General features: G+C 70.0%; 18 protein-coding genes. 5 read left to right on the top strand and 13 right to left on the bottom strand.

The features are described 5' to 3' along the window. Window positions 1–169: 169 nt before the first annotated feature. The 3 genes from IT355_05875 to IT355_05865 form a co-directional block, all read right to left on the bottom strand. The gene (locus IT355_05875) at window positions 170–673 is read right to left on the bottom strand and encodes a hypothetical protein (protein ID MCC7052776.1); all 504 of its coding nucleotides are present in this window, start codon (window positions 671–673) and stop codon (window positions 170–172) included. A 52-nt stretch (window positions 674–725) separates the two neighbouring features. After that, window positions 726–1,892: a diguanylate cyclase gene (locus tag IT355_05870; protein ID MCC7052775.1), complete on the bottom strand. Its 1,167-nt coding sequence runs from the start codon at window positions 1,890–1,892 to the stop codon at window positions 726–728. 208 nt (window positions 1,893–2,100) lie between these two features. Further along, entirely contained in the window at window positions 2,101–2,502 is a 402-nt protein-coding gene (locus tag IT355_05865) for an energy transducer TonB (GenBank protein MCC7052774.1), read from the bottom strand. Between the two features lie 450 nt (window positions 2,503–2,952). Between IT355_05865 and IT355_05860 the strand changes: the two genes are divergently transcribed. Beyond that, window positions 2,953–4,143 carry a winged helix DNA-binding domain-containing protein gene (locus IT355_05860; GenBank protein ID MCC7052773.1) on the top strand — a complete coding sequence of 397 codons (1,191 nt, stop codon included), beginning with the start codon at window positions 2,953–2,955 and terminating at the stop codon, window positions 4,141–4,143. Window positions 4,144–4,461: 318 nt separating this feature from the next. Here the strand turns inward: IT355_05860 and IT355_05855 are convergent, their stop codons facing one another. The 3 genes from IT355_05855 to IT355_05845 all read right to left on the bottom strand — a co-directional run bounded on the left by IT355_05855 (window position 4,462) and on the right by IT355_05845 (window position 11,761). Beyond that, window positions 4,462–7,101: an ERAP1-like C-terminal domain-containing protein gene (locus IT355_05855; GenBank protein ID MCC7052772.1), complete on the bottom strand. Its 2,640-nt coding sequence runs from the start codon at window positions 7,099–7,101 to the stop codon at window positions 4,462–4,464. Then, a complete protein-coding gene (locus tag IT355_05850; protein ID MCC7052771.1) occupies window positions 7,098–10,355 on the bottom strand; it encodes a hypothetical protein in 3,258 nt (1,085 codons plus the stop codon). The genes IT355_05855 and IT355_05850 overlap by 4 nt, the downstream gene beginning before the upstream one ends. A 170-nt stretch (window positions 10,356–10,525) precedes the next feature. Beyond that, window positions 10,526–11,761, bottom strand: coding sequence for an MFS transporter (locus tag IT355_05845; protein MCC7052770.1), 1,236 nt, complete (start codon window positions 11,759–11,761; stop codon window positions 10,526–10,528). A gap of 117 nt (window positions 11,762–11,878) precedes the next feature. Here IT355_05845 and IT355_05840 point away from each other — a divergent pair, with 117 nt between their 5' ends. Next, window positions 11,879–12,679, top strand: a complete 801-nt coding sequence (locus IT355_05840; GenBank protein MCC7052769.1) for a DeoR/GlpR transcriptional regulator — start codon at window positions 11,879–11,881, stop codon at window positions 12,677–12,679. A 266-nt stretch (window positions 12,680–12,945) separates the two neighbouring features. Here IT355_05840 and IT355_05835 read toward each other — a convergent pair whose 3' ends face one another. Both IT355_05835 and IT355_05830 read right to left on the bottom strand, forming a co-directional pair. Continuing rightward, window positions 12,946–13,971: a 4Fe-4S dicluster domain-containing protein gene (locus IT355_05835; protein ID MCC7052768.1), complete on the bottom strand. Its 1,026-nt coding sequence runs from the start codon at window positions 13,969–13,971 to the stop codon at window positions 12,946–12,948. Window positions 13,972–14,115: 144 nt separating this feature from the next. Next, window positions 14,116–14,604, bottom strand: a complete 489-nt coding sequence (locus tag IT355_05830) for a hypothetical protein (GenBank protein MCC7052767.1) — start codon at window positions 14,602–14,604, stop codon at window positions 14,116–14,118. Window positions 14,605–14,992: 388 nt separating this feature from the next. Between IT355_05830 and IT355_05825 the strand changes: the two genes are divergently transcribed. After that, window positions 14,993–15,826: a creatininase family protein gene (locus tag IT355_05825; GenBank protein ID MCC7052766.1), complete on the top strand. Its 834-nt coding sequence runs from the start codon at window positions 14,993–14,995 to the stop codon at window positions 15,824–15,826. A 57-nt stretch (window positions 15,827–15,883) separates the two neighbouring features. Here IT355_05825 and ppk2 read toward each other — a convergent pair whose 3' ends face one another. Beyond that, a complete protein-coding gene (ppk2, locus tag IT355_05820) occupies window positions 15,884–17,053 on the bottom strand; it encodes a polyphosphate kinase 2 (GenBank protein MCC7052765.1) in 1,170 nt (389 codons plus the stop codon). A gap of 157 nt (window positions 17,054–17,210) precedes the next feature. Beyond that, window positions 17,211–18,323 (bottom strand): hypothetical protein, encoded by a 1,113-nt coding sequence (locus IT355_05815; GenBank protein ID MCC7052764.1) that lies wholly within the window; start codon window positions 18,321–18,323, stop codon window positions 17,211–17,213. 294 nt (window positions 18,324–18,617) lie between these two features. Here IT355_05815 and IT355_05810 point away from each other — a divergent pair, with 294 nt between their 5' ends. Further along, on the top strand, window positions 18,618–19,445 hold the full coding sequence (locus IT355_05810) for an alpha/beta hydrolase (protein MCC7052763.1): 828 nt from the start codon (window positions 18,618–18,620) through the stop codon (window positions 19,443–19,445). Between the two features lie 72 nt (window positions 19,446–19,517). Here IT355_05810 and IT355_05805 read toward each other — a convergent pair whose 3' ends face one another. Further along, complete coding sequence (locus IT355_05805) at window positions 19,518–20,681, bottom strand: hypothetical protein (GenBank protein ID MCC7052762.1); 1,164 nt, start codon at window positions 20,679–20,681, stop codon at window positions 19,518–19,520. Window positions 20,682–20,881: 200 nt separating this feature from the next. Between IT355_05805 and IT355_05800 the strand changes: the two genes are divergently transcribed. Beyond that, window positions 20,882–22,237, top strand: a complete 1,356-nt coding sequence (locus tag IT355_05800) for an acetamidase/formamidase family protein (GenBank protein ID MCC7052761.1) — start codon at window positions 20,882–20,884, stop codon at window positions 22,235–22,237. 30 nt (window positions 22,238–22,267) lie between these two features. Here the strand turns inward: IT355_05800 and IT355_05795 are convergent, their stop codons facing one another. Together IT355_05795 and IT355_05790 are read right to left on the bottom strand one after the other, a co-directional pair. Continuing rightward, window positions 22,268–22,675: a hypothetical protein gene (locus tag IT355_05795; protein MCC7052760.1), complete on the bottom strand. Its 408-nt coding sequence runs from the start codon at window positions 22,673–22,675 to the stop codon at window positions 22,268–22,270. Window positions 22,676–22,751: 76 nt separating this feature from the next. Continuing rightward, window positions 22,752–23,588, bottom strand: coding sequence for an AraC family transcriptional regulator (locus IT355_05790; protein MCC7052759.1), 837 nt, complete (start codon window positions 23,586–23,588; stop codon window positions 22,752–22,754). Between the last annotated feature and the right edge of the window lie 45 nt (window positions 23,589–23,633).

The raw sequence follows: 23,633 nt of genomic DNA, 5'->3' as shown, positions 1-23,633 counted from the left end.
CGAGGCCCCGGTGCGCGGAGCAATCCTCCATGCGCATCGGGGCCTCGCCTTCTCGAGGGGAACGGCAACAACCACCGCTGTTCCCATGAAACCCTTCGCACCGTAGGTGCTCGGCCGCTGCGCCGCGCGCCGACCGCTTTGCGTCCTTTGCGTCCTTTGCGACCTTGCGTCAATGCTGTTGCAGTTCAGGAGGCAGCAGCGCAGCGGCCCAGCTCTCGCGGGCAGGGCGGACGAAGTGGTGGCGCCAGGCCCCGACGGTGTCGATGACGGTCTCGTACACGGGTGTCGCCGGCGTGATGGTGCCGGCAACGGCGAGCGCCTCGACATCGGCGCGCGGGGTCACGCGGATGGTGCCGGCCATGTCGCGCCACGCCACGCGGCCGGACGCCAGCAGGTCGGCGCCGAGGGCGGACTGGGTGCGCGCGATCACGCGGAAGATGCCATCGATGGAGCATCCCGAGGCCCCGGTGGCCGCTTCATCCACGGCGATCGCGAGGAAGTGATCGTCACGCCAGTCGCGGGCGCATCGGAGCGGCACGCCGTGGGCCGCCCACTGGGCCAGGTGCGCGTCGACGGCAGCGAGAAGCGGCGTCGCATCCGTCACCGGGCGGTCGGCGACGAAGATCCAGAGGCGGGCGCTGTCGGGCAGGTCGTGAATGTCGGTCTGGGGCATGTGTCGGAAGGTAGTGGCCCCACATGACCGCCTGCCCCCGGCGATGGTCACCTCAGGCCATCCGCTTCTGCTCGCCCTTGCGCTGGTACATCGCCGCATCGGCCGCCCGGAGCGCCGCGTCGGGGTCGCCACCCACCGGCAGGTACGCCTCACCGACCGCGAACCGGATGCACGGCCCCTCCGCCCGGTGCTGCACCAGCGTCTCCCGCACCAGCGTGATCCGCGCGCCGACGTCGAGCTGCTCGATTCCCTGGCCGACCACGATGAATTCGTCGCCGGCGTAGCGCACGACGTGGTCGCCGGGCCGGAAGCTCGACTGGAGCACGCGCGCGAAGAGCTGCAGCGCCTCGTCCCCCACGTGGTGCCCGTGGTGGTCGTTGATGTCCTTGAAGTCGTCGAGGTCGAAGAACAGGATCGTCGCACCGGTCTGCTGCGAGTCGTGCATGATGTCGTCCAGCCGCCGGCGGTTGAACACGCCGGTGAGGGGATCGCGGTGCGAGAGGACACGCAGCTCGTCCTTGGTGGCGACAAGGTCCTCGTTGATCCGCGTCAGCTCGCGCCCCATGGTCTGGTACACCGCCAGGACGCAGCCGAGGGCGATCAGCCACTCGGCGCCGGCATCGAACGCCGAGGACATCGCGACGAACGTCGTCACGCCCTCGCCGGCCACCGCGGTGCCATTCACCAGGCGCGAGGCGAAGGCAATGCACTCCAAGCCGGCCAGCCCGCCGCGCAACGCGAACCCGGCCACCAGCCATCCGCCCACCGGCATATGCTGCATCGCCATCCACACGGCGGTCGAGCCCAGCACCAGCGCGATGGATGCGTGGATCAGCACGCCGATGATGTCCAGCGAGTCGGCGACCAGCGACATCGCGATGCTCACACCGAGGATCACCACACCGATCCGGAACAGGCGCTCCGGTGATGGCGCCGGGCGGCCGAAGTTCACCGCGCCGATCACCAGCAGCACGACGAACGCAAGCTTGCAGACGAGGTACGGCAGCCGCATCATCACCAGCAGCGCCTCCGTCTGCGCCGCAGGCATCCAGAACGCGAGCGTCACGCCCAGCGCCAGCAGGTTCGCGACCCACGCCACCACCCACACCCGCAGCTCGGCGCGGCGCGTGGAGTGCGCCAGCACGAGGAAGAACAGCGCGATCAGCAGCGCCGAGGTGACCTGGACAGCGGTGCTCCAGCGCCAGAGCTGGACATCCATGACTCGAAGCCCGCGAAACGGGTACGGAACGTGGTGTGCTCCGGGGGCAACATACACCGGCCGGAGGCGACGGCGCGCGCTCCCTGCTCCACACCGAAGTCATCCGCAATAGTTGACGACGTCATCCGCATATCTCCTGAATGCGGAACCGGCGGGCCGCACTTGTGTGCGACCCGCCGGCCGTGACGCGACCTGACTGCCGTCACCGTTACTGCACGCGGTACACGATCGGCAGCGACACCTTCACACGCACGGCGTTGCCGCTGACCCGGCCGGGACGGAACCCGGCCTGCAGCAGTGCACGCTTGGCCGCCTCGCCGAACGCAGGCTGCGTCGCATCCACCACTTCCACGCTCGACGGCTCGACACGACCGGTCGCGTCCACCACGAACGACACTTCCGCGATTCCACCCTGCCGCCGGCGGCGCAGGTCCTCGGGATAGCCCTCCGACACGATGCGCTGGAAGTTCGACACCGATGCCAGCGACGGCTTGGTCTCCACTTCGGCCAGTGTGTAGGTGCGGCTGGCCTCCTGCGCGTGCATCACAGACGGAGCGAGCGCCGTCAGCGCGATGGCGGCAGTGCAGAGGGTGCGGCGGATGGCGATCATGTGGGCAACTCCGTTCGGGTAGATGGCGGCGCGTGCAGCAGGTGGCCCGCCGGACGCGGACTCCTGCTGGTATCGACCAATGGCTCACATCGCTTTAGCTCCGCCGTGCGGAATCCGATGCTCACCCTTTTATTAGAGTTTTCTCGGGTTCATGGGCGCGGTTTTCATGGGCTCGGTTTTCATGGCGCGACTCGAATATTCGGTTCGACCCGGCTTGGGCGGTTCCCACGGAGCCACGGAGTGCACGGAGGCCACGGAGAACAGCAAGAGACTTTTTGGAACTGCTCTCGCGCGGTGAAAGTCGCAACCGCGAGTGCAGTTCCCCCAAGTCCTGCTCCGTGGGCTCCGTGCACTCCGTGGCTCCGTGGGAACCAGCGATCTTCCACCCGCGCACGACCCGCGCACGACCCCGCACGACCCCGCACGACCACCCGACCTGACTCGAATCCGATGCCCGATCCCAGAATCCGCGCATGGTGGTCTCACTGGCAGGGCCTCGACGGCTCGCTGCGGACTGCCACCCCCGGTGAGATCCTCACCCGCACCGGCTGGTGCCGCACGGTCGGCGGCGTGAGCCCGTACCTCGCCTGCTTCGCGCGCGCGCGACTCGATCGTGCAGCCGTCGATGCGGCGCTCGCGGCGCAGGAGATCCACGAACTCCCCTCCGTCCGCGGCTGCACCTACGCGCTCCCCGCCGCCGACTACGCGCTCGGCCTCGCCCTCGGTGAGGCCGCCGGAGACGGTGATATGGCCGCCGCGCGAAAGCTGGGCGTCACGGACCAGGAGATCGATGCGCTCTGCGCCACGATCCTCGTCGCACTCGGCAGCGACACCCTCACCCCGGACGCGCTTCGCGATGCCACGGGCGGCGCATCACGGTCGCTGGGCGAGGCCGGGAAGAAGAAGGGAGTGTCCACCACCCTGCCACTCGCGCTGGGACGGCTGCAGGCCACCGGTGACGTCAGGCGCGTGCCGCTCACCGGCCGTCTCGACACGCAACGCTACGCCTACGCGCGCTGGTCGCCGAATCCGCGCGCCGGGTTCACCGTCAGTGCCGAGGACCAGCGACGCCAGCTCGCCGCCGCGTACTTCCGCTGGATCGGGCCGGCATCGCTGAAGGAGTTCCAGTGGTTCTCGGGCTTCGGTGTCGCCGGCAGCGCGAAGGCGGTCGCACCACTCGAACTCACGCCGGTGACACCGGGCAGCGACCTGCTTCTCCCGGCGGCCGACATGGCGGCATTCGAGGCGTTCGTCATGCCGACGTCGCCCCAGTATGCGCTCGTCGGCACCCTCGACACGATCGTCGCCGCGCGCCGGAACATCGCCGGGCTGCTGGAGGAGAGCGACCTGTCGCGCCTCATCATCGCCGACAAGGCGGAACGCCCGCTTGGGCTGCTCGCGGACCTGCCCAGCCACGCGGTGCTGGATCGCGGTCACCTCATCGGGTTGTGGGAGTACGACACCGCGTCGTCATCGATCGTCTGCGCACTCTTCGGTCGGAAACCCGACAAGGCACTGAAGGCGGAGATCGAGGCCACCGAGGCCTTCATCCGTGCCGACCTGGGTGACGCCCGGGCCTTCTCACTCGATTCACCCGCGTCGCGAACCACGCGCATCGAGCGGTTGCGGGCGCTGGAATAGGAGACCGACACACTGCGGCGTCGCTGTGGTCCGTTGCTGACCTGTTCCCACGGAGCCACGGAGACCACGGAGCGCACGGAGCACGACAAGGGCGATGCTGGAACTGCTCGCGCGATTCGCGGTCCCGCTCCGCGCGTGTTGCTCCCCACTGCCCTTTTCCTGGAGATCAGCGCGCTCCGTAGCCTGCTTCGCGCGTGCGGTTCCCCAGGAGCCTTCTCCGTGACCTCCGTGCGCTCCGTGGCTCCGTGGGAACGAGGATCACCCGAATGCCACCGACACCCACCGACACCCACCGACACGCACCAACGCCACCCGGACTCAACTCGCCGGTTTCACCGCGCCGCGGATCCGGACCGTCCGTTCCAGCTCGTCACGCGCCTGCAGCACCTTGCGACGCAGGTCGGCGCCAAGGGCAGGGTGCGCCGCGAGCCAGTCGTCCACGGACTGCAGTGAGGCCGCGGATCGCTGCCCGCCGATCGCGGCGCCAAGCCACGAGCCGAGGAAGAAGATGCGGCGGTTGCGCTGGATCCACGGCAGCGTGTCGAGCGACGGCACCAGGAACGCCTGCGTGAGCGCGGCATGGTCCGGATCGTGAAACGCGCGCAGGCTGCTGGTCACCCACTCCTCGTTGAGCGTGCTGTCGGCGAACCAGCGCGCATAGTAGGCGCGCTTCACGGCGGCATCCGGCACGGCCGCGCCGGCCACGAACGCCTGCCGCAATCCCTCACTGGAGGAATCGCGCACCGCCTCTTCCGCCAGGCGCGCCGATGCGCCCGGCGACCGGCTCGACAGCAGGTGCGTCACGATCGACCAGCGTGTCGGCGGGCGCAGCGGCAGGCCGGCCGCGCTGTCACGGGAGAGCCAGCCGTCCAGCCGTGCCAGCGCCGCGGGTGTGGTGGCTGACCCGATGTACGCATCGAGCTGTGACTTCCGCTGCCCGTACGTGAGTGTCGTGTCGCTGGCACCGGCCAGCAGCACGCGCTCGAGCACCGGGAGGAGCGAGTCGCGCGCGGCGTCACTGCTGTAGCGGCTCACGGCGGTGGCGATGCGGCCGGTGAGGGCCTGAGCGATCTGTTCATCGTGCTCCGCGGGCAGCGCGCGCAGTGCGGCCGCGGCAAAGCGGGAGGGGGAGAGGCGTGCCTCGCGCACCAGGTCCCACAGGGCGCCCCACAACATCGCACGCAGCAGGTCGTCCTTCACGGTGCCGATGTGCCGCTCCAGCCAGGCCACACTCGCGGCGTCCGGCAGCACCAGCGCATAGCCGTAGTCCCCTGCGTTGGCGAACACGAACGCTGGTGCCTTCCGGCCGCGCGCCGCAGCGATCTCCGTGCGGAGCGTGGTCAGCTCCACTGGAATGTGCACCGGGGCCGCGCCGGGATACCACAGCAACACCGACATGCGCATCGGCCACGCGCCGGTGCCGGACAGCGTCGGCTGTGCAGGACGCTGCGTGAGCACGAGGCGCGTGATGCGCCCACGCGACGTCGTGAGTTCCTGCTCCACGATCGGCATTCCCGGCCGCAGGATCCACTGTTCACCCCACGCCGTCAGGTCGCGGCCGGCGGCGGTGCCGACCGCGCCAAGCAGGTCTCGCCAGGTCGCGTTGCCATAGCGGTGCTCGGCGAGGAAGGCGCGAACCCCCTTCTGGAAGCTCTCGTCGCCCACGAGGTAGTCGAGCTGCCGCAGCACCCCCGGCGCCTTGTTGTAGACGATCGGGCCGTAGTTGCTCTTGGCCTGCTCCAGGTTGTCCAGCGCCTGCCACACCGGCGTGGTGCCGGCGGTGGCGTCGGTGCCATAGGCGACCGGCTTGTTGCGCAGGTAGAACGTCTTCCACGGCGTCGATTCCGGCGCGATGGACGCCTGCATCTTCGCCGCCATGTAGGTCGCGAAGCCCTCCTTCAACCACAGGTCGTCGAACCACTGCATGGTGACGTAGTCGCCGAACCACTGGTGCGCGACCTCGTGGAAGACCGTCGCCTGCCGGCCGAGGAGCTGGGAGGTGGTGGGCCGCTCGCGATAGATGAAGCTGGCCTCGTTGTAGAACACCGCGCCGGGATGCTCCATGCCGCCGAACGGGAACGCGGGCGCGAGCAGGAAGTGGTACTTCCGGAAGGCGTAGTCCACCCCGAACCACCGGCCAAGCCAGCGCAGCGCCTCGGCGTTCATGTCGATCAGCGCATCCGACTCGGCCTCCTTCGCACGCGAGGCCCTGACATACATCGTGACCGAATCGGCGCCTGGCGCATCGAAGATCTGCCGCGGGCGCGTGACCGTCGTGTACGGCCCGGCCGCAAATGCGATCAGGTAGGTACTGAGCGGCGGCGTCTCGGCGAAGGTGTGCCGCACACCGGCGCCGGCAGGGACCGCACTGCGCCCGGCGCCGTTCGCCAGCACCTTCCAGTCGGCCGGCGCAGTGACACTGAGCGTGACACGTGCCTTCAGGTCAGGCTGGTCGAAGCACGGGAACAGCAGGTTCGCATCCGACGGCACCAGCAGCGTGTACAGGTAATCCCTGCCGTCGCTGGCATCATGCGAGCGGATGATGCTCGCGCCCGCCGCCGCGATCGGTGACGTGAACGTCACCTGCACCTCGTTCTCCCCGGCGCGCGTCGCCGCGGCCGGGATGCGGATGTGCGCACGGTTCCAGGTGGAGTCGTTCACCGGGAGCCCGGCGCCGTTCGCCTGCAGCCGCGACACTGCGATGCCGCGGAAGTCCAGGATCACGTCGTGTGCACCGGCCTGCCGGAAGCGCACCGTCACCGTTCCCGGTGCGCTGTCGGCGTGTGTCACGTCCAGCGCCAGGGCGTAGCGCACGTCACTGATGCGTGCCGCACGCTCCGTGGCGAGGACGTGTGACACCCCCGGCGCCAGTCGCAGATCGAGAGACCCCGACGGCGCCTGCCCCTCGGCTGCCGTGCCCGCGAGGAACAGGGCGGCGACGGCCGACCGTCCGATCATCGCAGGCCGGGGACCGTGACTGGCGGCTGGCCCGCAGCCCGCCGTGCGGCATTGAGCGTCGTGAGCCCGGTGGTGCGCAGCGTGTTCCACTTCGCCATCGCTGCCGCACCCTGTGCCCGTGCGTTCGTCACCGCGGCCACCTGCGCCGCCGTGGGCGCCACGTCGGCCGTCTGCATCGCCATCGCCGCGGCCATCATGGAGTTGCTGGCGCCGCTGAGCGTGGGCGTGGCGGCCGCCGGTCCGCGGCGCCGGAAGCGCGCGCGCCCGCGCGGCACCTCCGGTGCCACGGAGTCCACCTGCGCCCGGAACGCCGCCGCGTCGGCACCACCCGCCGCCGCCAGCGCCGCCGAGAGCGCGCGGGCCGTGCGGTTGGCGTCGTAGGCCGCATGCGAGCCGGCCCACATCTCACGCGACAGCGTCGCCACCTGCGCCATCGCGGGCGCGGGCGTCCGCACGCGCGGGTCCAGTCGCAGCGTCAGCGGCTGCATGTATCGGGTGCCGTTCACCGTCAGGCGCACGGTGTAGCTGCCGGGCGGCGCCCAGGGTGCGTTGATCGTCTCGTAGGTGCGGCCCGGCACCGCGCCGGTGGCCTCCTCGTCGCCGTTGTCCGCGATGTCCTCGGGCGGGATCGGGTCGTAGTGCAGGTCCCACACGAAGCGGTGCATTCCCGCCTTCGTCGAGAGCTGGATCGGCGGCGCCGGCCAGTACAGCGGCAGGCCGCAGTAGGTGGCGGTCGGCACGCGCTGGCAGACGCGGTCATAGGCCGGCAGGTCGATGGCCGGGTGCGGGGTCAGCACCGGTTCGTCACTCGTGTACTTCCGCACCACCGCGCCGGTGGCGTCGAGGATCTCCATCGTCACCGGACCCGTGGCATCGCGGTCGAGGCGGTAGTCGATGATGCCGCCAGGCAGCGGGTTCTCACCATGCGGCACCTCGGCCGGCCACGGCGTGGGATCGTTGGTGGCGAAGCGCACCCGCAGCGCCGTGGGCGGCCGGAACAGGTACGCCGCGGAGGCCGCCCGCGCCGCCGCCGACTGCCGCAGCGTCGTGATGTTGTCCAGGATCCAGAAGCCGCGGCCATGCGTGCCCACCACCAGGTCACTGCAGTGGCAGGTGCTGTCGTCCTTCACCTGGATGTCGCGCACCGAGATCGCCGGCATATTCAGGCGCAGCGACTCCCAGTGGTCACCGTCGTCGTAGCTCACCCACACCTGCGCGTCGGTGGCGGCGTAGAGCAGCCCCTTCTGGCGCGGATCCTCGCGGATCGAGTTCGCGGCCGCACCGGCGGCGATCCCGGTGGTGATCTCCGTCCACGTCTTCCCACCGTCGTGCGTGCGCAGGAAGTGCGGGTTCAGGTCGTCGATGCGGAGCGTGTTGGCCGCGGCGTAGGCCGTCTGCGTGTCGAAGTGGCCCGCCTCCATGTTGTAGATGCGCGTCCACGGCTTCACCGTCGGCGGGGTCACGTTGCTCCACGTGGCGCCGCCGTTGGTGGTCACGTGCATCGAGCCGTCGTCGCTGCCGCTCCAGAGCACGTTCACGTCGCGCGGCGAGGGGGCCAGCGCGGTGAGCGCGCCGGACGGCGCCACCTTCACCTGGCTGGCATACTGGCCCGCCGTGGCCGGCACCTCCCAGGTCTGCCGCGTCAGGTCGCCGCTGATGCGGCTCCAGTGCTTCCCGCGGTCGAGGGTCTTCCACACCGCATTGGATGCGTAGAACAGCACGTCGGGATTCACCGGCGAGAAGTGCAGCGGCATCGTGCGCACGTTCCGCGCGAAGCCCTCCATGTCGGGGCCGACGTAGGTGGTCTGCGCCGTCTTCCGGTTGTACAGCGACACGCCGCTCCGCATGCTGCCGAAGACCATGTCGGGGTCGCGCGGGTCGGGCGCCGCGATCCCGTACTCCTGGATGTTCACCGGGTGCCAGTCGTGGAACGTGATCATGCCGTCGTCGCTGCGGCTGGCCACGCAGGCCGAGCCTGAGTCCTGCTGGCCGCTGCAGACGCGGTACGGGAAGGCGTTGTCGGTGGTGACGTGGTACATCGCGGCCGTGGGCTGCGTGTACCAGTTGCTCCAGCTCACGCCGCGGTTGGCCGAGACCACCGCGCCCTGGTCCGCCACCGCGAAGATGATCTTCGGGTCGTTCGGGTTGATCCAGATCTTCTGGTAGTCGTCACCGCCCGGCGCACCGCGCACGGCACTCCACGAGTAGCCGGCGTCCTCCGTGCGCCACATCACCGTGCTGGCGCTGTAGACGACGTTCTCGTGCTTCGGGTCCACGTAGAGCGTGGGCAGGTCGCCGCCGCCGATGCGGCCCATCGGGCGGCTGTCGGTCACGCGTCCCGCGCGCGGCGGCATGCCGGGCATGTCCACGGCCAGCGCCCAGTGCTCACCCGCATCGGCCGACTTGTAGAACGACACGTTCGCCGGCGCGGTGAGGCTGGCCACGGTGGCGTAGAGGACGTTCGGGTTGCTGAGCGACTGGGCGAGGTTGGCCTGGTTCAGCGCCGGCAACCCATCCTTGAGCTGGCGCCAGGTGGTGCCACCGTCGGTCGACTTGAAGATCCCCCCCTCACCGGCAAAGCCCTGGCCCTCGATGAAGCTCTGCTGCTGCTGCCAGAGCGTCGCGAAGAGCACGTTGGGGTTCCGCGGATCGATGCGCACGTCGTTCGCGCTGGTGTAGTCATCGCGGAAGAGCACCCGCTCGAACGACTTTCCGCCATCCAGGGAGCGGAACACCCCGCGCTCGCTGTTCGGCCCGTAGGGGTGGCCGAGCACGGCCACGAACAGGCGGTCAGGGTTGGACGGGTCCACGTCGATCATCGCGATCATCTGGCTGTTGCGCAGCCCGAGGTGGGTCCAGGTGCGGCCGCCATCGGTGGACTTGTACATCCCGTCGCCCACCGCCAGGTCGGGTCGGATGATCCCGGCCCCCGTGCCGACGTAGATGATGTCGGGGTTCGACGGTGCCACCGCGATCGCACCGATCGAGCCGGTGGACTCCCGGTCGAAGAGCGGCACCCAGTTGGAGCCGTAGTCGGTGGAACGCCATACGCCACCGTTGTCGTAGCCGGCGTAGAACACGTTCGGCTGGCTGGGCACGCCGGCGATGGCGCGGGCACGGCCGCCACGCACCGGGCCGATGTGGCGCCACTGCATGCCGGAGGTGATGTCGGCCTGCTGTGCGCCGGCGGACGGCGCGGCGGGAAGGCCAAGGACAAGGAGGGCGAGGGCGCTGCGCAACGTCGGAAGACGCACGGATACCGGTCCGGTGGGAGACAGTGGCTCTACGGCCTGGCGTGGAGACCTGCTGCGGAACATGCGCCCCGCGGAATGCCGCGCCAGAGGGGACCGGCCGCACGGACGCCGATCGCACGGACACCAGCGTCGCCATGGTCACGGATGCCGCACGGGCGGCAGGCGCTCGCTCAGTTGCCGGCGTGGTGCGGTGCGAGTGTGCCGTGCGTGCGGGTGGCCACCGGCTCCGGCTTCGACTCGGGCACGCGGCGGGCACCGGCCACCAGCACCGCACACGCCACCGTCAGCGTGCCCATGGCGATCGTGAGCGTGGTGGCGTGCGCAATCCCGCCGATGATCGGTGGCCCGATCATGAAGCCCACGTACCCGATCGACGACACCGACGCGATCGCCGCCGCGCGACTCACCCCCGGCACCCGCGTGGCGGCGTTGTAGAGGATCGGCACCACCGTCGCGAGCCCCATCCCCACCACCGCGAACCCCACCATCGCCACCCACGGGCGCGCCACCAGCAGCACCACGAGCATGGCCACCGCCGCGATGGTCGGGCCGGACAGCAGCATGGTGCGCTCCGACACCCGGTCGCGCACGGCGTCGCCGGCAAAGCGCATCAGTGCGGTGGCCCCCGCGAACGCGACGTACGCCAGCGCCGCCCGCTCCTGCGGTGCGTGCAGCTCCTGGTTCACGTACAGCACGCTCCAGTTGTACATGACCCCCTCGGCCAGCATGCCGAAGCAGATCAGCGCGCCGATCAGCAGCAGCGTCCCGTGCGGCCAGGTGAAGTGCGACTGCGGTCCGTCGGACACGGGATGTGACTCGAGCATGCCACGCGAGGCCACCAGGATGCTCACGGCAATGGCGCCGCCCATCAGCCCGAGCTGCCAGGCCGCCGGCACCGACGCCCGGATCATGAGCGCAGACGACGCGGCGCCAGCCATCGCACCGAGGCTGAACATGCCGTGGAACCCGCTCATCACCGACCGGCCGCTGAGCGTCTCGAGCGTCGTGCCCTCGGCGTTGATCGACACGTCGAAGATGCTCTCGCTGGCGCCGAAGCAGAGCATCACCGGGAGCAGGACCCAGAGGCCCGGCACCAGCAGCGAGAGGGCGAGCGCGGCACAGAAACCCCAGCCGGCGAGCAGCGAGGTGGTGCGCGCGCCGAGCCGGCCGACGATCCGGCCCGCGATCGTCAGCGTGAGCAGCGACCCGACGCTGGTCGCGAGGAGCACCAGGGCGAGCGTGCTCTCATCCAGCCGGTAGTGTGCCTTCACCGACGGCACATGCACCCCCCACGACCCGGCGGCGACGCCGAGGTTCAGGAACTGCGCGCGGGTGGCCCAGCGGGCGCGCGAGAGCGCGGCGCGTGGGGTGGGTGTCGTTCCGCTGCGAGACGGGTCGGCGGGCATCAACGCCTCACGGCTGGGTTGGTCATGGCGAGCGTCACTCCCGCTCTGAGTGCACGAAGCTGCACGAAGCTGCACATTCGTGCAAGTATACGGACCCAGAATTGACTAAGTTGTGGCATGGCGCATCCCAAGACACCGACTTCGCCCGGGAGTGATGACAGCCCGCGCTTCGCGCAGGAGCGGCAGGCGCGCATCGCGGCCACGCTCCGCGAGCAGGGCCGGGTGGAGGTGTCGGCGCTGGCGGCTGAGTACGGCCTCTCCGAGGACACCATCCGGCGCGACCTCCGGCTGCTCGCGTCCCGCGGCCTCGTGCAGAAGACGCATGGCGGCGCGGTGGCGCTATATACGTCGGCGTTGCCGATGGCGCAGCGTGTGGATGTCCGTGCGAGCTCGAAGCGGGCGATCGCCCGGGCCGCTGCCGAGCGGGTGCATGCGCACCAGACCCTCTTCATCGATGGCGGGAGCACGACGCTGGCTCTGGCGCAGATCCTCGCCTCGCCGGACGCGCCACGTCCGCTGACGATCATCACGGCCGCGTTCGACGTGGCGGCGCTCTTCGCGAACGACCCGACCGTGCAGCTGGTGCTGGCGGGCGGCACCTGGTCGCACGAGACGCGCGAGTTCTATGGTGACCAGGCCCAGTCCACGATCCGTGCACACCGCGCCGACTTCGCGTTCCTCGGCGCCTGCGCCCTCCACCAGCGCGCGGGCCTGACGACCTCCATCGCCGGTGACGCACACGTGAAGCGCGCGATGATCGAGTCCGCCGCTGCCTGCGCCGTGCTCGCCGACGCCACCAAGCACGACATGGTGGCCCCCTACGCCGTCGCCGACCTCCGCGAGATCGACCTCGTCATCAGCGATGCCGGTCCGACCTGGCTCTCCGGCATCGTGCGCGAGGTCGTCCGGGCGTCCTGAACCCCTGCTGCGTTCGTGAGGCAAGCACCGCGAACAGCAACAGCGTTGACGCAAAGGCGCAAAGGGACGCGAAGGACGCAAAGAAGACCATGATGAACGAGGCCCCGATGCGCGGAGCAGTGCTCCATGCGCATCGGGGCCTCGTCATTGCTTCTGGAACTGCAACTGCAACCGCAGTTCCCTTCGATTCCTCTGCTTCTCACTCGAGCGAAGGCCGTCTCGGGCACCGACCTCTTCGCGTCCTTCGCGTCCTTCGCGCCCTTGCGTCAAAGCTGTTGCTGTTGCTGTTGCTGTTGCTGTTGCTGTTGCTGTTGCTGTTGCTGTTGCTGTTGCTGTTGCTGTTGTCGGCGCCTGGCCATCTTGACGACCAGCGTGTCGGCCACGCCGGGCAGGTTCCAGGGACACGCGGCCAGGCAGACCGCGCAGCCCTGATGCTCGTTGAAGAACGGCAGGCATCGGTCGAAGTCCACCGACCAGCGCACCACGCCGCGCACCAGCTTCTTCTCCGTGGTGATGGCCGCCGGTGGGCAGGCGGTGGCGCAGGACTGGCAGAGGGTGCAGAAGTCGTCAGCACCGAACGTGTCGGGAACCTCCGCCAGCAGCGGGATGTCGGTGAGCACGCACGCGAGGCGGAAGTTCGAGCCGAGGCGGCGGTTGATCACCGAGCCGTGCTTGCCGAGTTCACCGAAACCGGCCTCGATCGCCGCCGGCACCAGCAGCATCGGGAACGCCATCGGTCCGCCGAGCGGCGTGGCCTCGTGCCCCCGCGACCGGATGCAGCCGGCCAGCCCCTTCGCCACCTTCATGCCGCGGGCATACTGCAGGATCACCTCGGCCGCTGCCGTGTCCTCCGGTGCGGTGCGCAGGGCGTTCCAGTCATGCTGCAGGCCGAGCATGATGGCCCACTGCTGCGGGACCTCGTGGCCCTCGTACACCCACTCCGGCCGGACCCGCGTGATGCCGACGAGATCGGCGCCGACGTCCACCGCGGCCTGCTTCACCATCCGCGTCCAGTCCGCGGCACCGTGCTCCTCAGGGTCACCGGTGACGGGTGCCACCGGCAACTCGGCGGCCTGCATGCGCACCTGCCGGGCCGCGGCCACCAGCGGTGTCATCTGCGAGTAGAACCAGAGCTGCAGCCGGCCATGCGGCGTGGACTCGGGCGCGTGCCAGTACACCGGCGTCGGACGCCGTACCTGCCCCTCTCCCACGCCGTTGATGGCGTTGCCGGAGATGTCAGGCCACAGCGCCATCTGCTCGGCGCTGGGCGTCCATGGTGCGGTGCGCGTCACGGACGGACGTCGAGGCGTGAGGAGGCGGGCATGCGCAACAATCTGGCGACGGAGCTGGTCGTGCGCGCGCCCAGCGCAGGGCCACGGCCACACAGACACGGCGCCCATGCGACAGGAGGGCTCGCGCGGGCGCCGTGTGACACATCAGCGGGCACGCCGCGCCGGTGAGGAGCTCAGGGTGCGGCGTCCATGCCAGGTGAACGGGCTGGCGGTCGTGCTGAGGAGGGTGTTGTCTGCCGCGTTCCGCACCGAGACCATCAGGCGGTGCGCCTGCCAGGCAGTGCTGCTGGGCACGATGGTCTGCTGCAGCGGAGAGACGAACCCGCATGCGCCGCGGCTGGTGCGGACCGACGACGTGACCGTGCGTCCCGACGAGATCGTGAGCCGTGCCGGGGCCGGCATCGGGGCAGGACAGATCTCGGACATCTGGCCGAAGACTTCGTACACCGTCACGATCGTGTTCAGCTTGCGGGTGCCGCAGTTGTTGATGGTGTAGCGCATCGACGGCATCACGCGATTGACGACCACCACCGACGTGACAGGGAACGCGACCGTTGCACACACCGCCTTCCGGGTGACGGCCAGTGCAGTGGGTTCGGTGACGGCGGCCGGCGGCGGACAGGGTCTCATCACCAAGGACACGGAGCACTGTCCCGGGCGGGGACTGCGTGTGCTGATGCAGCGGCATGTGCACACGAGTGCAGACCGTTGGTTCTCTCGGAGGCACGGAGCGCACGGAGGGCACGGAGAAAGGCGTCCGGGGGAACTGCGCGCCTGAACCAGCGACCCGTCGCGCGCGCGCAGTTCCAACAGGAAGCAGTGCAGTTCTCCGTGCCCTCCGTGTGCTCCGTGGCTCCGTGGGAACACGCGATGCCGCCACAACCGCGACGACCCACCGGCACGCACCACGGGACGTGGGCACCTCCGAGCACCCGAGCACCCGAGCACCCGAGCACCCGAGCGCTCCCGCCTCCTCGCCCCGCGCACTACCTTCGATGCGAATTCCACCACGGACCCACCAATGCGATTCCGGCATCACACCGTCGGCCTGCTGACCGCTGTGCTCTCCGCGACCGCCGTGCACGCACAGGCCACGGCACGCGGCAGCGTCTTCGTCTCCACACGCCCCTGGACCGAGGCCGTCGCGCTGCTCGACACGGCCACCATCGTGATGATCCCGCTTGGTGCGCAGGCGAAAGAGCACGGCCCGCACCTGCCGCTCAACAACGACTGGCTGCTGGCCGAATACTACGCGAAGGCGGTGGCGGCGCGGACACGGGTCGTGGTCTATCCCACCGTGAACTACAGCTTCTACCCGGCCTTCGTCGAGTATCCCGGCTCCACCTCGGTGCGGATGGAGACGGCGCGCGACATGATCGTGGACATCGTGCGCACCATCGCGGGCCACGGCCCGCGGCGTTTCTACATCCTGAACACCGGCGTCTCGACGCTGCGTGCGCTCGGGCCGGCGCGCGACTCGCTGGCCGCGAGCGGCATCATCATGGAGTTCACCGACATCCTGAACGTCGGCAAGGAGGCCGAGGAGCGCGTGCGCCGGCAGGAGGGCGGATCACATGCCGACGAGCTCGAGACGTCGATGATGCTCTACATGCACCCCGAGGTGGTGCGGATGCGCCTCGCGCCGAACGACTTCCACCAGGGTCGCGGCCCGTTCACCCGCGACTCCGCCACCGCCGTGCGCGAGGGACGCCTCTGGTCGCGCACCGGCACCTGGGGCAACGCCACCCTCGCCACCCGCGCGAAGGGGCGCATCCTCGTGACGGCGCAGGTGGAGGGGATGGTGGCCGAGATCGCCGCACTCAGGCGGCGGCCCATCCCGGCCACACCGCGCTGACCGCACGGGCCGTGGCTGCGGCCGGCGCTGCCACACGCGCCGGCCGCGCCCCCGCAGTCAGAGCAGCGGCACCATCCCGTGGTGCTCGCCCCGCTCGTACACCACGCTCGCCCGGCCCACCAGCAGCGGGTCCAGCGGCCCGATCGCCTCGAGCGCCTTGTTCGAGTACGGCAGCTTGTGCAGCACGTACCGCATCGCGTTCAGGCGTGCGCGCTTCTTGCAATCGGACTTGATCACCGTCCATGGCGAGTCGGCGGTGTCGGTGTAGAAGAACATCGCCTCCTTCGCCTTCGTGTACTCGCTCCACTTGTCCAGCGAGGCCAGGTCCACTGGCGAGAGCTTCCACTGCTTCAGCGGATGCGTCTTGCGCTCCTTGAAGCGCCGCCGCTGCTCGGCACGGCTCACCGAGAACCAGAACTTGATCAGGTGCACGCCACTGCGCACCAGGTTGCGCTCGAACTCCGGGCACTGGCGCATGAACTCCGTGTACTCGTCCGGCTGGCAGAACCCCATCACCCGCTCCACGCCGGCCCGGTTGTACCACGACCGGTCCATCATCACGATCTCGCCCGCCGTGGGCAGGTGCTGCACGTAGCGCTGGAAGTACCACTGGCCCCGTTCCACCTCGCTCGGCTTCTCGAGGGCCACCACCCGGGCACCACGCGGGTTGAGGTGCTCCATGAAGCGCTTGATCGCGCCACCCTTCCCCGCCGCGTCACGCCCCTCGAAGAGGATGATCACCTTCTGCCCCGTGGCGCGCACCCATGACTGCAGCTTCAGCAGCTCCACCTGCAACCCGTACTTCTGCCGCTCGTAGTTCTTGCGGGACATCAGGTTCCGGTACGGGTAGCCGCCGCTGCGCCACTCGTCGGAGAGCTCTGCGTCCGCATCCTGCGAGCGGGTGCGGTCCGCGCGCCGGCCCTGCGCCAGGATCGCGTCGCGCAGCGCGATCACGTCGTCGGGCGAGGCGCCCTTCATGATCGCGTCGAGCGAGTCGATCAGCGCCGGCATGTCCCCCGCCGCCCCGCGCTCGATGATGTCCGCCAGCGCGGTCGCCTTGGACGCCACCGCCGCCTCGGTCCGCTGGCTGGCCGCGCGGGTCGCGATCACCGGCGCGCTGGTGGCCGTGTCCACGTCGCCGGTGGCCACGCGCCGCGTGGGCGTGCGGGGGGGGCGACCGGTCGCGACGCGACGGGTCGACGGGCGCTTGCCGTTGCTGCTGCTCATTGCACTGCACTCGTGAAAGTGTTCATCCTGAATGATCGCCCGCGTCACCGCCGGCGTTGTGCGGCATCCCCTGACCCGGTGTCGGCTTTTGCGGCGACCGGCCGGTCCTGCGCGACGCCGGCATCGCGACGTGTCACGCCCACCGGCACGGCGGCGCTCAGGGTCCGCCCACGCGCACCAGGTCCAGGTCCCCCGCGTCCGCGGTCCCCACACCGGCAGCGGAGGTGGCGGCGCCCCGCGGTATGGCCTTCCACTGCGCACGCCACAGCAGCCATGTGCCCAGCGCCAGCCCGCCGAAGAACACCACCAGGCTGGTCGGCTGCAGCAGGATCCACGGCTGGCGGAACACCCCCCACTTGCCGGCGATCTCGATCGGCGTCCATACCACGATCATCGCACCCACGGCGTAGCGGATCGCCGGCCCCCACCCGCGCTGCTGGTGCAGTCGCCAGGTGCAGTACACGCCACCCGCGAGCGAGAGCACCATCACCGAGTTGGTGAAGATGCCATGCACCCCGAACAGCGTCTCGTCGTACGCCCAGAGCAGCAGCAGGTAGAAGCCCCAGACCGTGGTCGCATACTGGAACGCGCTCCGCGGACCGTAGTTGTCGATGCGCCCGGTCGCGATCGCGCCCCGCATCGTCGGCACGTGCGTGCGCCAGCCCAGGAACAGCGGGCAGCGCGACGACTCCAGGAAGAGCAGGTACCCCAGCACCAGCGCCATCACGCCCCACGTGTACTTGAGGAGCGTGTACTCGCCATAGACGGCGGTCAGGTCGCCGTTGACGACCGTCACCGCCTTCGCAATGCCGAAGGTGCGCGCCGCGATGGTCAGGCCGTACTCCACGCCGCCGGTCCAGAGCAGGTTGCCGGCGAAGATGCCGACGATGGTCTGCGCCGCGTCACCCGTCAGGCGCGACGTGACCCACATCAGCACCAGGCCGAGCAGCGTGAGGCCGAGCGTGGCCTGCACCAGGAACGGCGTGACGGGGAGGGTGCGCAGTGCGACGGGGCGGCCGGCGTGCACCTCGGTCAGCGCCGCCGCCAGCACGGCGCGATTGTCGGCGCGCTTCTCCTTCCGGATGGCGCCCTCGAGCTCCTCCGCCAGCGGGCGGTCGTTGTACATCCGCGCCACCAGGCCTTCCGTGGCATGCGGCGATTCCGCGCGCACTTCAGCCGCGTTCACGACGACCATCAGCAGGTGTGCCGAGGCCAGCATGAAGAGGATGAAGACGCTCGACAGGATCGTGCGGAGCCAGGACTGCCGCATGCGGGCTCCCTGCGGGAGTCGGAAGGGACGGGCCCGACGGGGACCCGGATCCAGACGATAGCCTCCGGGCCGGGAGAGGGTTAGATGGGGAAAAACCGGACAGGGCGCCTGCGGCGTGTCCGGTCGGGTGCTGGCGCGGCACCAACCTGTGGCGGTGGCGCACCGCAGCCGCGAGGGGATCGTGACCGAACCACGGCGAAATGCCACCGCGGCCGTGTGCGCTCCGCGCGGCGCGACTCCTATCCTTCGGGTGTCGGTTGCACTGCGCTCCGCACATCCTCAACGAGGTCAGCAATGCCACACATCACCACGCACTCGACGCCCCCGGTGCAGCTCTATTTCGAGGATCACGGCGCGGGCCAGCCGGTGATCCTGATCCATGGATGGCCGCTCAGCCAGCGCATGTGGGAAGGCCAGGTCATCGCCCTCGTCGCCGCCGGCTTCCGGGTGATCGCCTACGACCGCCGCGGGTTCGGCGAATCCGACCGCCCGGCCACGGGCTACGACTACGACACCTTCGCCAACGACCTGCATGACGTGATCCGCACGCTGGACCTGAAGGACGTGATCCTGGCCGGCTTCTCGATGGGTGGCGGCGAGGTGGCGCGCTACCTTGGCACCTACGGCAGCGACCGGATCGCGAAGGCCATGTTCATCAGCGCCGTGCCGCCGTTCCTGCTCAGGACTCCCGACAATCCCAGCGGGTCCGACCTGTCGGTGTTCGAGGGGATGATGGCCGGTGTGCGCGCCGACCGTGTGGCGTTCCTGGCGAACTTCTTCCCCGCGTTCTTCAACCACGAACCCGGGATGGCCGACTTCCCCACCGACGCGATCGAGTTCGCGAAGTGGATCGCATACGCCGCGTCCCCCATCGGGACGCACGAATGCATCCGCGCCTTCGGCACCACCGACTTCCGGGCCGACCTGGCGAAGATCACGATCCCCGTGCTGGTGCTGCACGGTTCGGCCGACCGGATCGTGCCGTTCGAGGCGTCGGGCAAGCTGACGGCGGCGGCGATCCCGGGGAGCAAGGTCGTCCTCCTGCACGATGCGCCGCACGGGATGACGGCGACACACGGGCCGCAGGTGTCGGCGGCGATGGTGGAGTTCGCGCGGGCCTAGGGCGCGCGATCCCGGGCGACGACGGCAGGCCTCGGCGCCGTGGTGTCGCCCGCCGGGCACCCCGCGTCGCGCCTACACCTTCGCCATCGCCCGGAGGAACTCCGTCGCCAGCTCCGCCCCGGTGCGCCGCGTCCACGATTCGTTCACCTGCAGGGTGACGGTCGCGGCGCCCGCGACCGGTGCCGCGATGTCGATGCCGCGTGCGGCGAGCGTCGCGCGCATCCGCAGGGTGTCGACGCCGGCGGCCGGGATGCGGAAGATGTTGGTGCCGCCGGGAATGCGCTGGGCCGTGACGCCCCCCCGCGAGTGCAGTTCGCTGATGAAGACCTCGGAGACCGCCACCGCAGTCCGGAAGCGGTCCACGAAGCCGGGCAGGTAGTGCAGCGCGACGGCCGCGAACGGCCACGCCTGCGGCAGCCCGCCACCGAACATGCGCCGCACGTGGAACATGCCGTCGAGCAGCGACTTCGGGCCGGCGAGGATCGCGCCGGATGCGGCATTCAACCCCTTCCAGAGCGAGATGTAGACGGTGTCGAACATGGCCGCGTACTCGGACGGTGCGATGCCGGAGTAGGCCGAGGCGAGCAGCATGCGCGCACCATCGAGGTGCAGGCGGATGCCCTCCTGCCGCGCATACGCCGTGACCTCGCGCAGGGTCGCGGTGGTGAACTGCTCCCCGGCCCTGCGGCGCACCGGGGTCTCGATGGAGATCGCGCCCACCCGGGTTGCCACGCGTCCCGAGGCCGTGCGGCCGATCACCTCCTCGACCTCCTCGCGCGTGAAGGTCGCACGTCCGCGCGCCAGCGGCATCAGCGTGAGCTGGCTGAGCGTCTGCGCACAGTCACCGGTGTCGTTGAAGAGGTGGCTTTCGTGCTGGACGATGACGCGCCGGTCGGCTCCAGCCAGCGCGCGGATCGCGATTTGGTTCGCGAGCGTGCCGGTCGGCATGAACACCGCGGCCTCCTTGCCGAGGAGCCGCGCGCATGCGGTTTCCAGCTCGGTGACGACCCCCCCCTGCGAGTAGTAGTCCTCGGTCGTCGTCCCGCCGGACGTGATTCGCTGGAGGAGCGCCGCATAGTCGAGCGGGGGCAGCACCAGGCCGTCATGCGACATGTTGACCGCCCGGTCCGCCGCGGGCTCGCGGGCGGCATCGGCGACGCGGTCCGGGATCAGGCTCAGCGATGCGAGTGCGGCGCTGGCCTTCAGGAAGGTGCGTCGATCGTTGGAGGTGGGCACGCGCGGCTCCGGGGTGGGCAGGACGAAGGGGTCGGGCCGAGACGGCACCGGCGGGCCAGGAGCGTCGCGACGGGGCAGTGTGGTCGTCGCGCCGTGGCACTGTCAATGCGCGCGGCGGTCCATCCGCCTCCGAAACCGGGCAATGCCCGGGTCGTAGTGGGCATCACGCCCGTTCTCGCCTCCCCACGCAACCCGTCCCGATGCCACACTCGCGGACCCACTCCCGCGCCACGGCAGGCACCCTGCTCGCGGCAGGCCTGGCGCTGACCGCGCCGCTCGGCGCCCAGCCCCGCCCCACCGCTTCCATCGCCAGCGGCCAGTACCTCGTCGGCATCGTGTCGCTCGGCGACACCATGTGGACCTCGTGGACGCTCCGGGTGGCTGGCGACAGCGTGCACGGTGACATGGGACCGCGGGCGACGAACGCGCTGCGCGGCGTCATGCGCCGCGACTCGATCGACCTGGTGCAGTTCTGGGACTCCACCACCATCCGCGCACGTTTTCGGGCGCAGGTGCGCAACGGCCGACTCACCGGCCTCGCACTCGGACGGTCACGCGGCAGCACCAGCTTCGCTGACACCGCCCGCTGGGTGGCGATCCCCGAGGCGAAACGCGCGGGCCCACCGCGCGCCGTGACGTTCGAACCCACCGTGTTCCATCGCACCTTCTCGCCGGCAGCCGCACCGGCGCTGCACATCTTCCCCGGTGACACCGTGCACACCCGCACGATCGACGCCGGCGGCGTGGACTGGAACGGCGTCCAGCGCTGGGCTGGTGGCAACCCGCAGACGGGACCGTTCTTCGTCGAGGGTGCGATGCCGGGTGACGTGATCGCGATCCACTTGCACCGCGTGCGGCTCAACCGCGATTTCGCGAACGCCGGCACCGGCATCGTGGATGCGGCGATCACCACCGACCTGGCCCGCAGCCTGTCGCGGGTGGAGCAGTTCAGCGGCCGCTGGACCCTCGACCGCACGCGCGGCGTGGCGCGACTGTCGTCACCCACCCCGGCGCTCGCGAACTACGAGGTGCCGCTCCGCCCGCAGGTCGGCTGCCTCGCCGTGGCGCCGGCGCGTGGGCAGGCCATCCGCACGCAGGACAGCGGCGTGTTCGGCGGCAACATGGACTACAACGCGCTGCGCGAAGGCACGACCGTCTACCTCACCGCCAACGTGCCGGGCGCGCTGGTGTTCATCGGTGACGGCCATGCGGCGCAGGGTGACGGAGAACTCACCGGCGACGCGCTCGAGACGTCGATGGACGTCTCGTTCAGCGTGGCGCTGGTGCGCGGGACGTCGATCGGTGGACCGCGCGCGGAGTCGCCGGACCAGTTGATGGCGATCGGGATTGCCGGTGACCTGCAGGAGGCGCTGAAGCTGGCGACCTCGGACCTGACGCGCTGGCTGATGAGCGACTACCGGCTGAATGCCGCCGAAGTGGCGTCGGTGCTTGGCACGGCGATGCGGTACGATGTGGCCGACATGGTCGGGACGCAGGTCAGCGTGGTGGCGACGATCCGACGCGACGCCCTGGCGACGCTCGTCGCGCCGCGCTGACCCGCGCCCCGCTGACCGGCGCCGCGCCCGTCAGCGCGCCCGCATCCGGTTGCCCCTGGCCTCGTGCGTGAGCTCGGCGAGGCCGAGCGCTTCCATCAGCGGCGGGATGTACATGCCGAAGCGCCCGCGCAGGCCCTTCTTCAGGCCGTACCAGCCGCCGACCGGGTTGTCCGGCGAGCGTCCCCACGCCTCGACGGTTCCCTCCTTCGCCGGCTTCTGCTCGTCGGCCGCTCCGAGTTCCATCCAGTCTCCGTGGGCCTTCAGCATGGCGTGCAGGTCGTCGAGGCAGCGGGGATCGTAGTGCAGCACCGTCTTGCCCACGGTGCAGATCAGGAGCGCACGGTCACCGACGGTGTCCAGGTGCATCGTGTACTCGGCGGTGCCGGGCGGCGTCTTGAGCACTCGCGGTTTGGCCTTCGTGCCGACGGCGTGTGTCATCGGGCTGGCTCCTGTGACTCGGTGACGTTCGGTGCTGGCGGGCATCTCGGCAGCCAAGCTGCGCCCGCGTCACCGGTCAGGCTTGTACAAATTCGACAAGGTTGGGACTGAAGTCCCGTGGCGCCCCGGGTGGGAAGTATCCAGCGTGCCGCACCGGGGCAACGCCCGCGAAGCGCTTGTAGGCACGCACGAGGTGCGACTGGTCGTGATAGCCGGCCTCGGTGGCGACCTGTGACAGTGTCACGGCAGGCTCGTGCATGAGCCGGGTGAGACAGCGCTGGAATCGCACCACCTGTGCGTACGTCTTCGGACCGACGCCAAGGCAGCGTCGGAAGAGCCGTTCGACGCTGCGCTGTGACATGCCGACGCGTCGTCCCAGCGCCTCGATGCGGACGCCGCCATGTGTGCCGTCGATCAGGTCGAGCAGCCGTCGCATCGGGGCATGCTCGGGTCGCACCCGCATCCGCGCGAGCAGGAACGCGTCGAGCAGTGCCGCCTGTTCAGGCGCATCGCCGGCCGCATCACGCAGTGCCTTGTCCAGTCGGACGCCATCCTCGCCGAAGGCTTCCGCGATGCCGACGACACGATCGGTGAACGCGTCGACGGACCGGTTGCAGAACGGCATCAGGCCCGCCACGCGGAACCGGACGCCGCAGACGCGCACGGCACCACGCTGCACGATGCGGATCGGGGTCAGGCGTTGCGCGTCGAGGTTGGAACGCGTGCGCGCACGGGCCGGCGCGCCGGCGACTGCGCGCGTGTAGGCCACGCCGTGGTTGAAGATCACGTCCGCGCGGAGGTCCACGAACACGTCCACCGACAGGGTGAACGGCTCGTGCGGCGTGGCGTGCACGTGCCAGTAGTGCTCGATGAAGGGATCGAGCGCGGAGGCAGGACGGGAGAGTCGATACATGCGCGTGGGTCGGCGGTGGGACGCGTCGCGATGTGCCCTGCAGGA

The sequence above is a fragment of the Gemmatimonadaceae bacterium genome (assembly GCA_020851035.1).
Taxonomy (GTDB): Bacteria; Gemmatimonadota; Gemmatimonadetes; order Gemmatimonadales; family Gemmatimonadaceae; genus JACMLX01.
The sequence above is the reverse complement of the archived record's forward strand: the minus strand, read 5'-3'. Positions and strand labels throughout refer to the sequence as shown.

Bases quoted from the DNA above. Each gene is read 5' to 3' on its own strand.
- IT355_05875 (MCC7052776.1), bottom strand. From the start codon at position 673: ATGCCCCAGACCGACATTCACGACCTGCCCGACAGCGCCCGCCTCTGG.
- IT355_05870 (MCC7052775.1), bottom strand. From the start codon at position 1,892: ATGGATGTCCAGCTCTGGCGCTGGAGCACCGCTGTCCAGGTCACCTCG.
- IT355_05865 (MCC7052774.1), bottom strand. From the start codon at position 2,502: ATGATCGCCATCCGCCGCACCCTCTGCACTGCCGCCATCGCGCTGACG.
- IT355_05860 (MCC7052773.1), top strand. From the start codon at position 2,953: ATGCCCGATCCCAGAATCCGCGCATGGTGGTCTCACTGGCAGGGCCTC.
- IT355_05855 (MCC7052772.1), bottom strand. From the start codon at position 7,101: ATGATCGGACGGTCGGCCGTCGCCGCCCTGTTCCTCGCGGGCACGGCA.
- IT355_05845 (MCC7052770.1), bottom strand. From the start codon at position 11,761: ATGCCCGCCGACCCGTCTCGCAGCGGAACGACACCCACCCCACGCGCC.
- IT355_05840 (MCC7052769.1), top strand. From the start codon at position 11,879: ATGGCGCATCCCAAGACACCGACTTCGCCCGGGAGTGATGACAGCCCG.
- IT355_05825 (MCC7052766.1), top strand. From the start codon at position 14,993: ATGCGATTCCGGCATCACACCGTCGGCCTGCTGACCGCTGTGCTCTCC.
- ppk2 (MCC7052765.1), bottom strand. From the start codon at position 17,053: ATGAGCAGCAGCAACGGCAAGCGCCCGTCGACCCGTCGCGTCGCGACC.
- IT355_05815 (MCC7052764.1), bottom strand. From the start codon at position 18,323: ATGCGGCAGTCCTGGCTCCGCACGATCCTGTCGAGCGTCTTCATCCTC.
- IT355_05810 (MCC7052763.1), top strand. From the start codon at position 18,618: ATGCCACACATCACCACGCACTCGACGCCCCCGGTGCAGCTCTATTTC.
- IT355_05800 (MCC7052761.1), top strand. From the start codon at position 20,882: ATGCCACACTCGCGGACCCACTCCCGCGCCACGGCAGGCACCCTGCTC.
- IT355_05795 (MCC7052760.1), bottom strand. From the start codon at position 22,675: ATGACACACGCCGTCGGCACGAAGGCCAAACCGCGAGTGCTCAAGACG.
- IT355_05790 (MCC7052759.1), bottom strand. From the start codon at position 23,588: ATGTATCGACTCTCCCGTCCTGCCTCCGCGCTCGATCCCTTCATCGAG.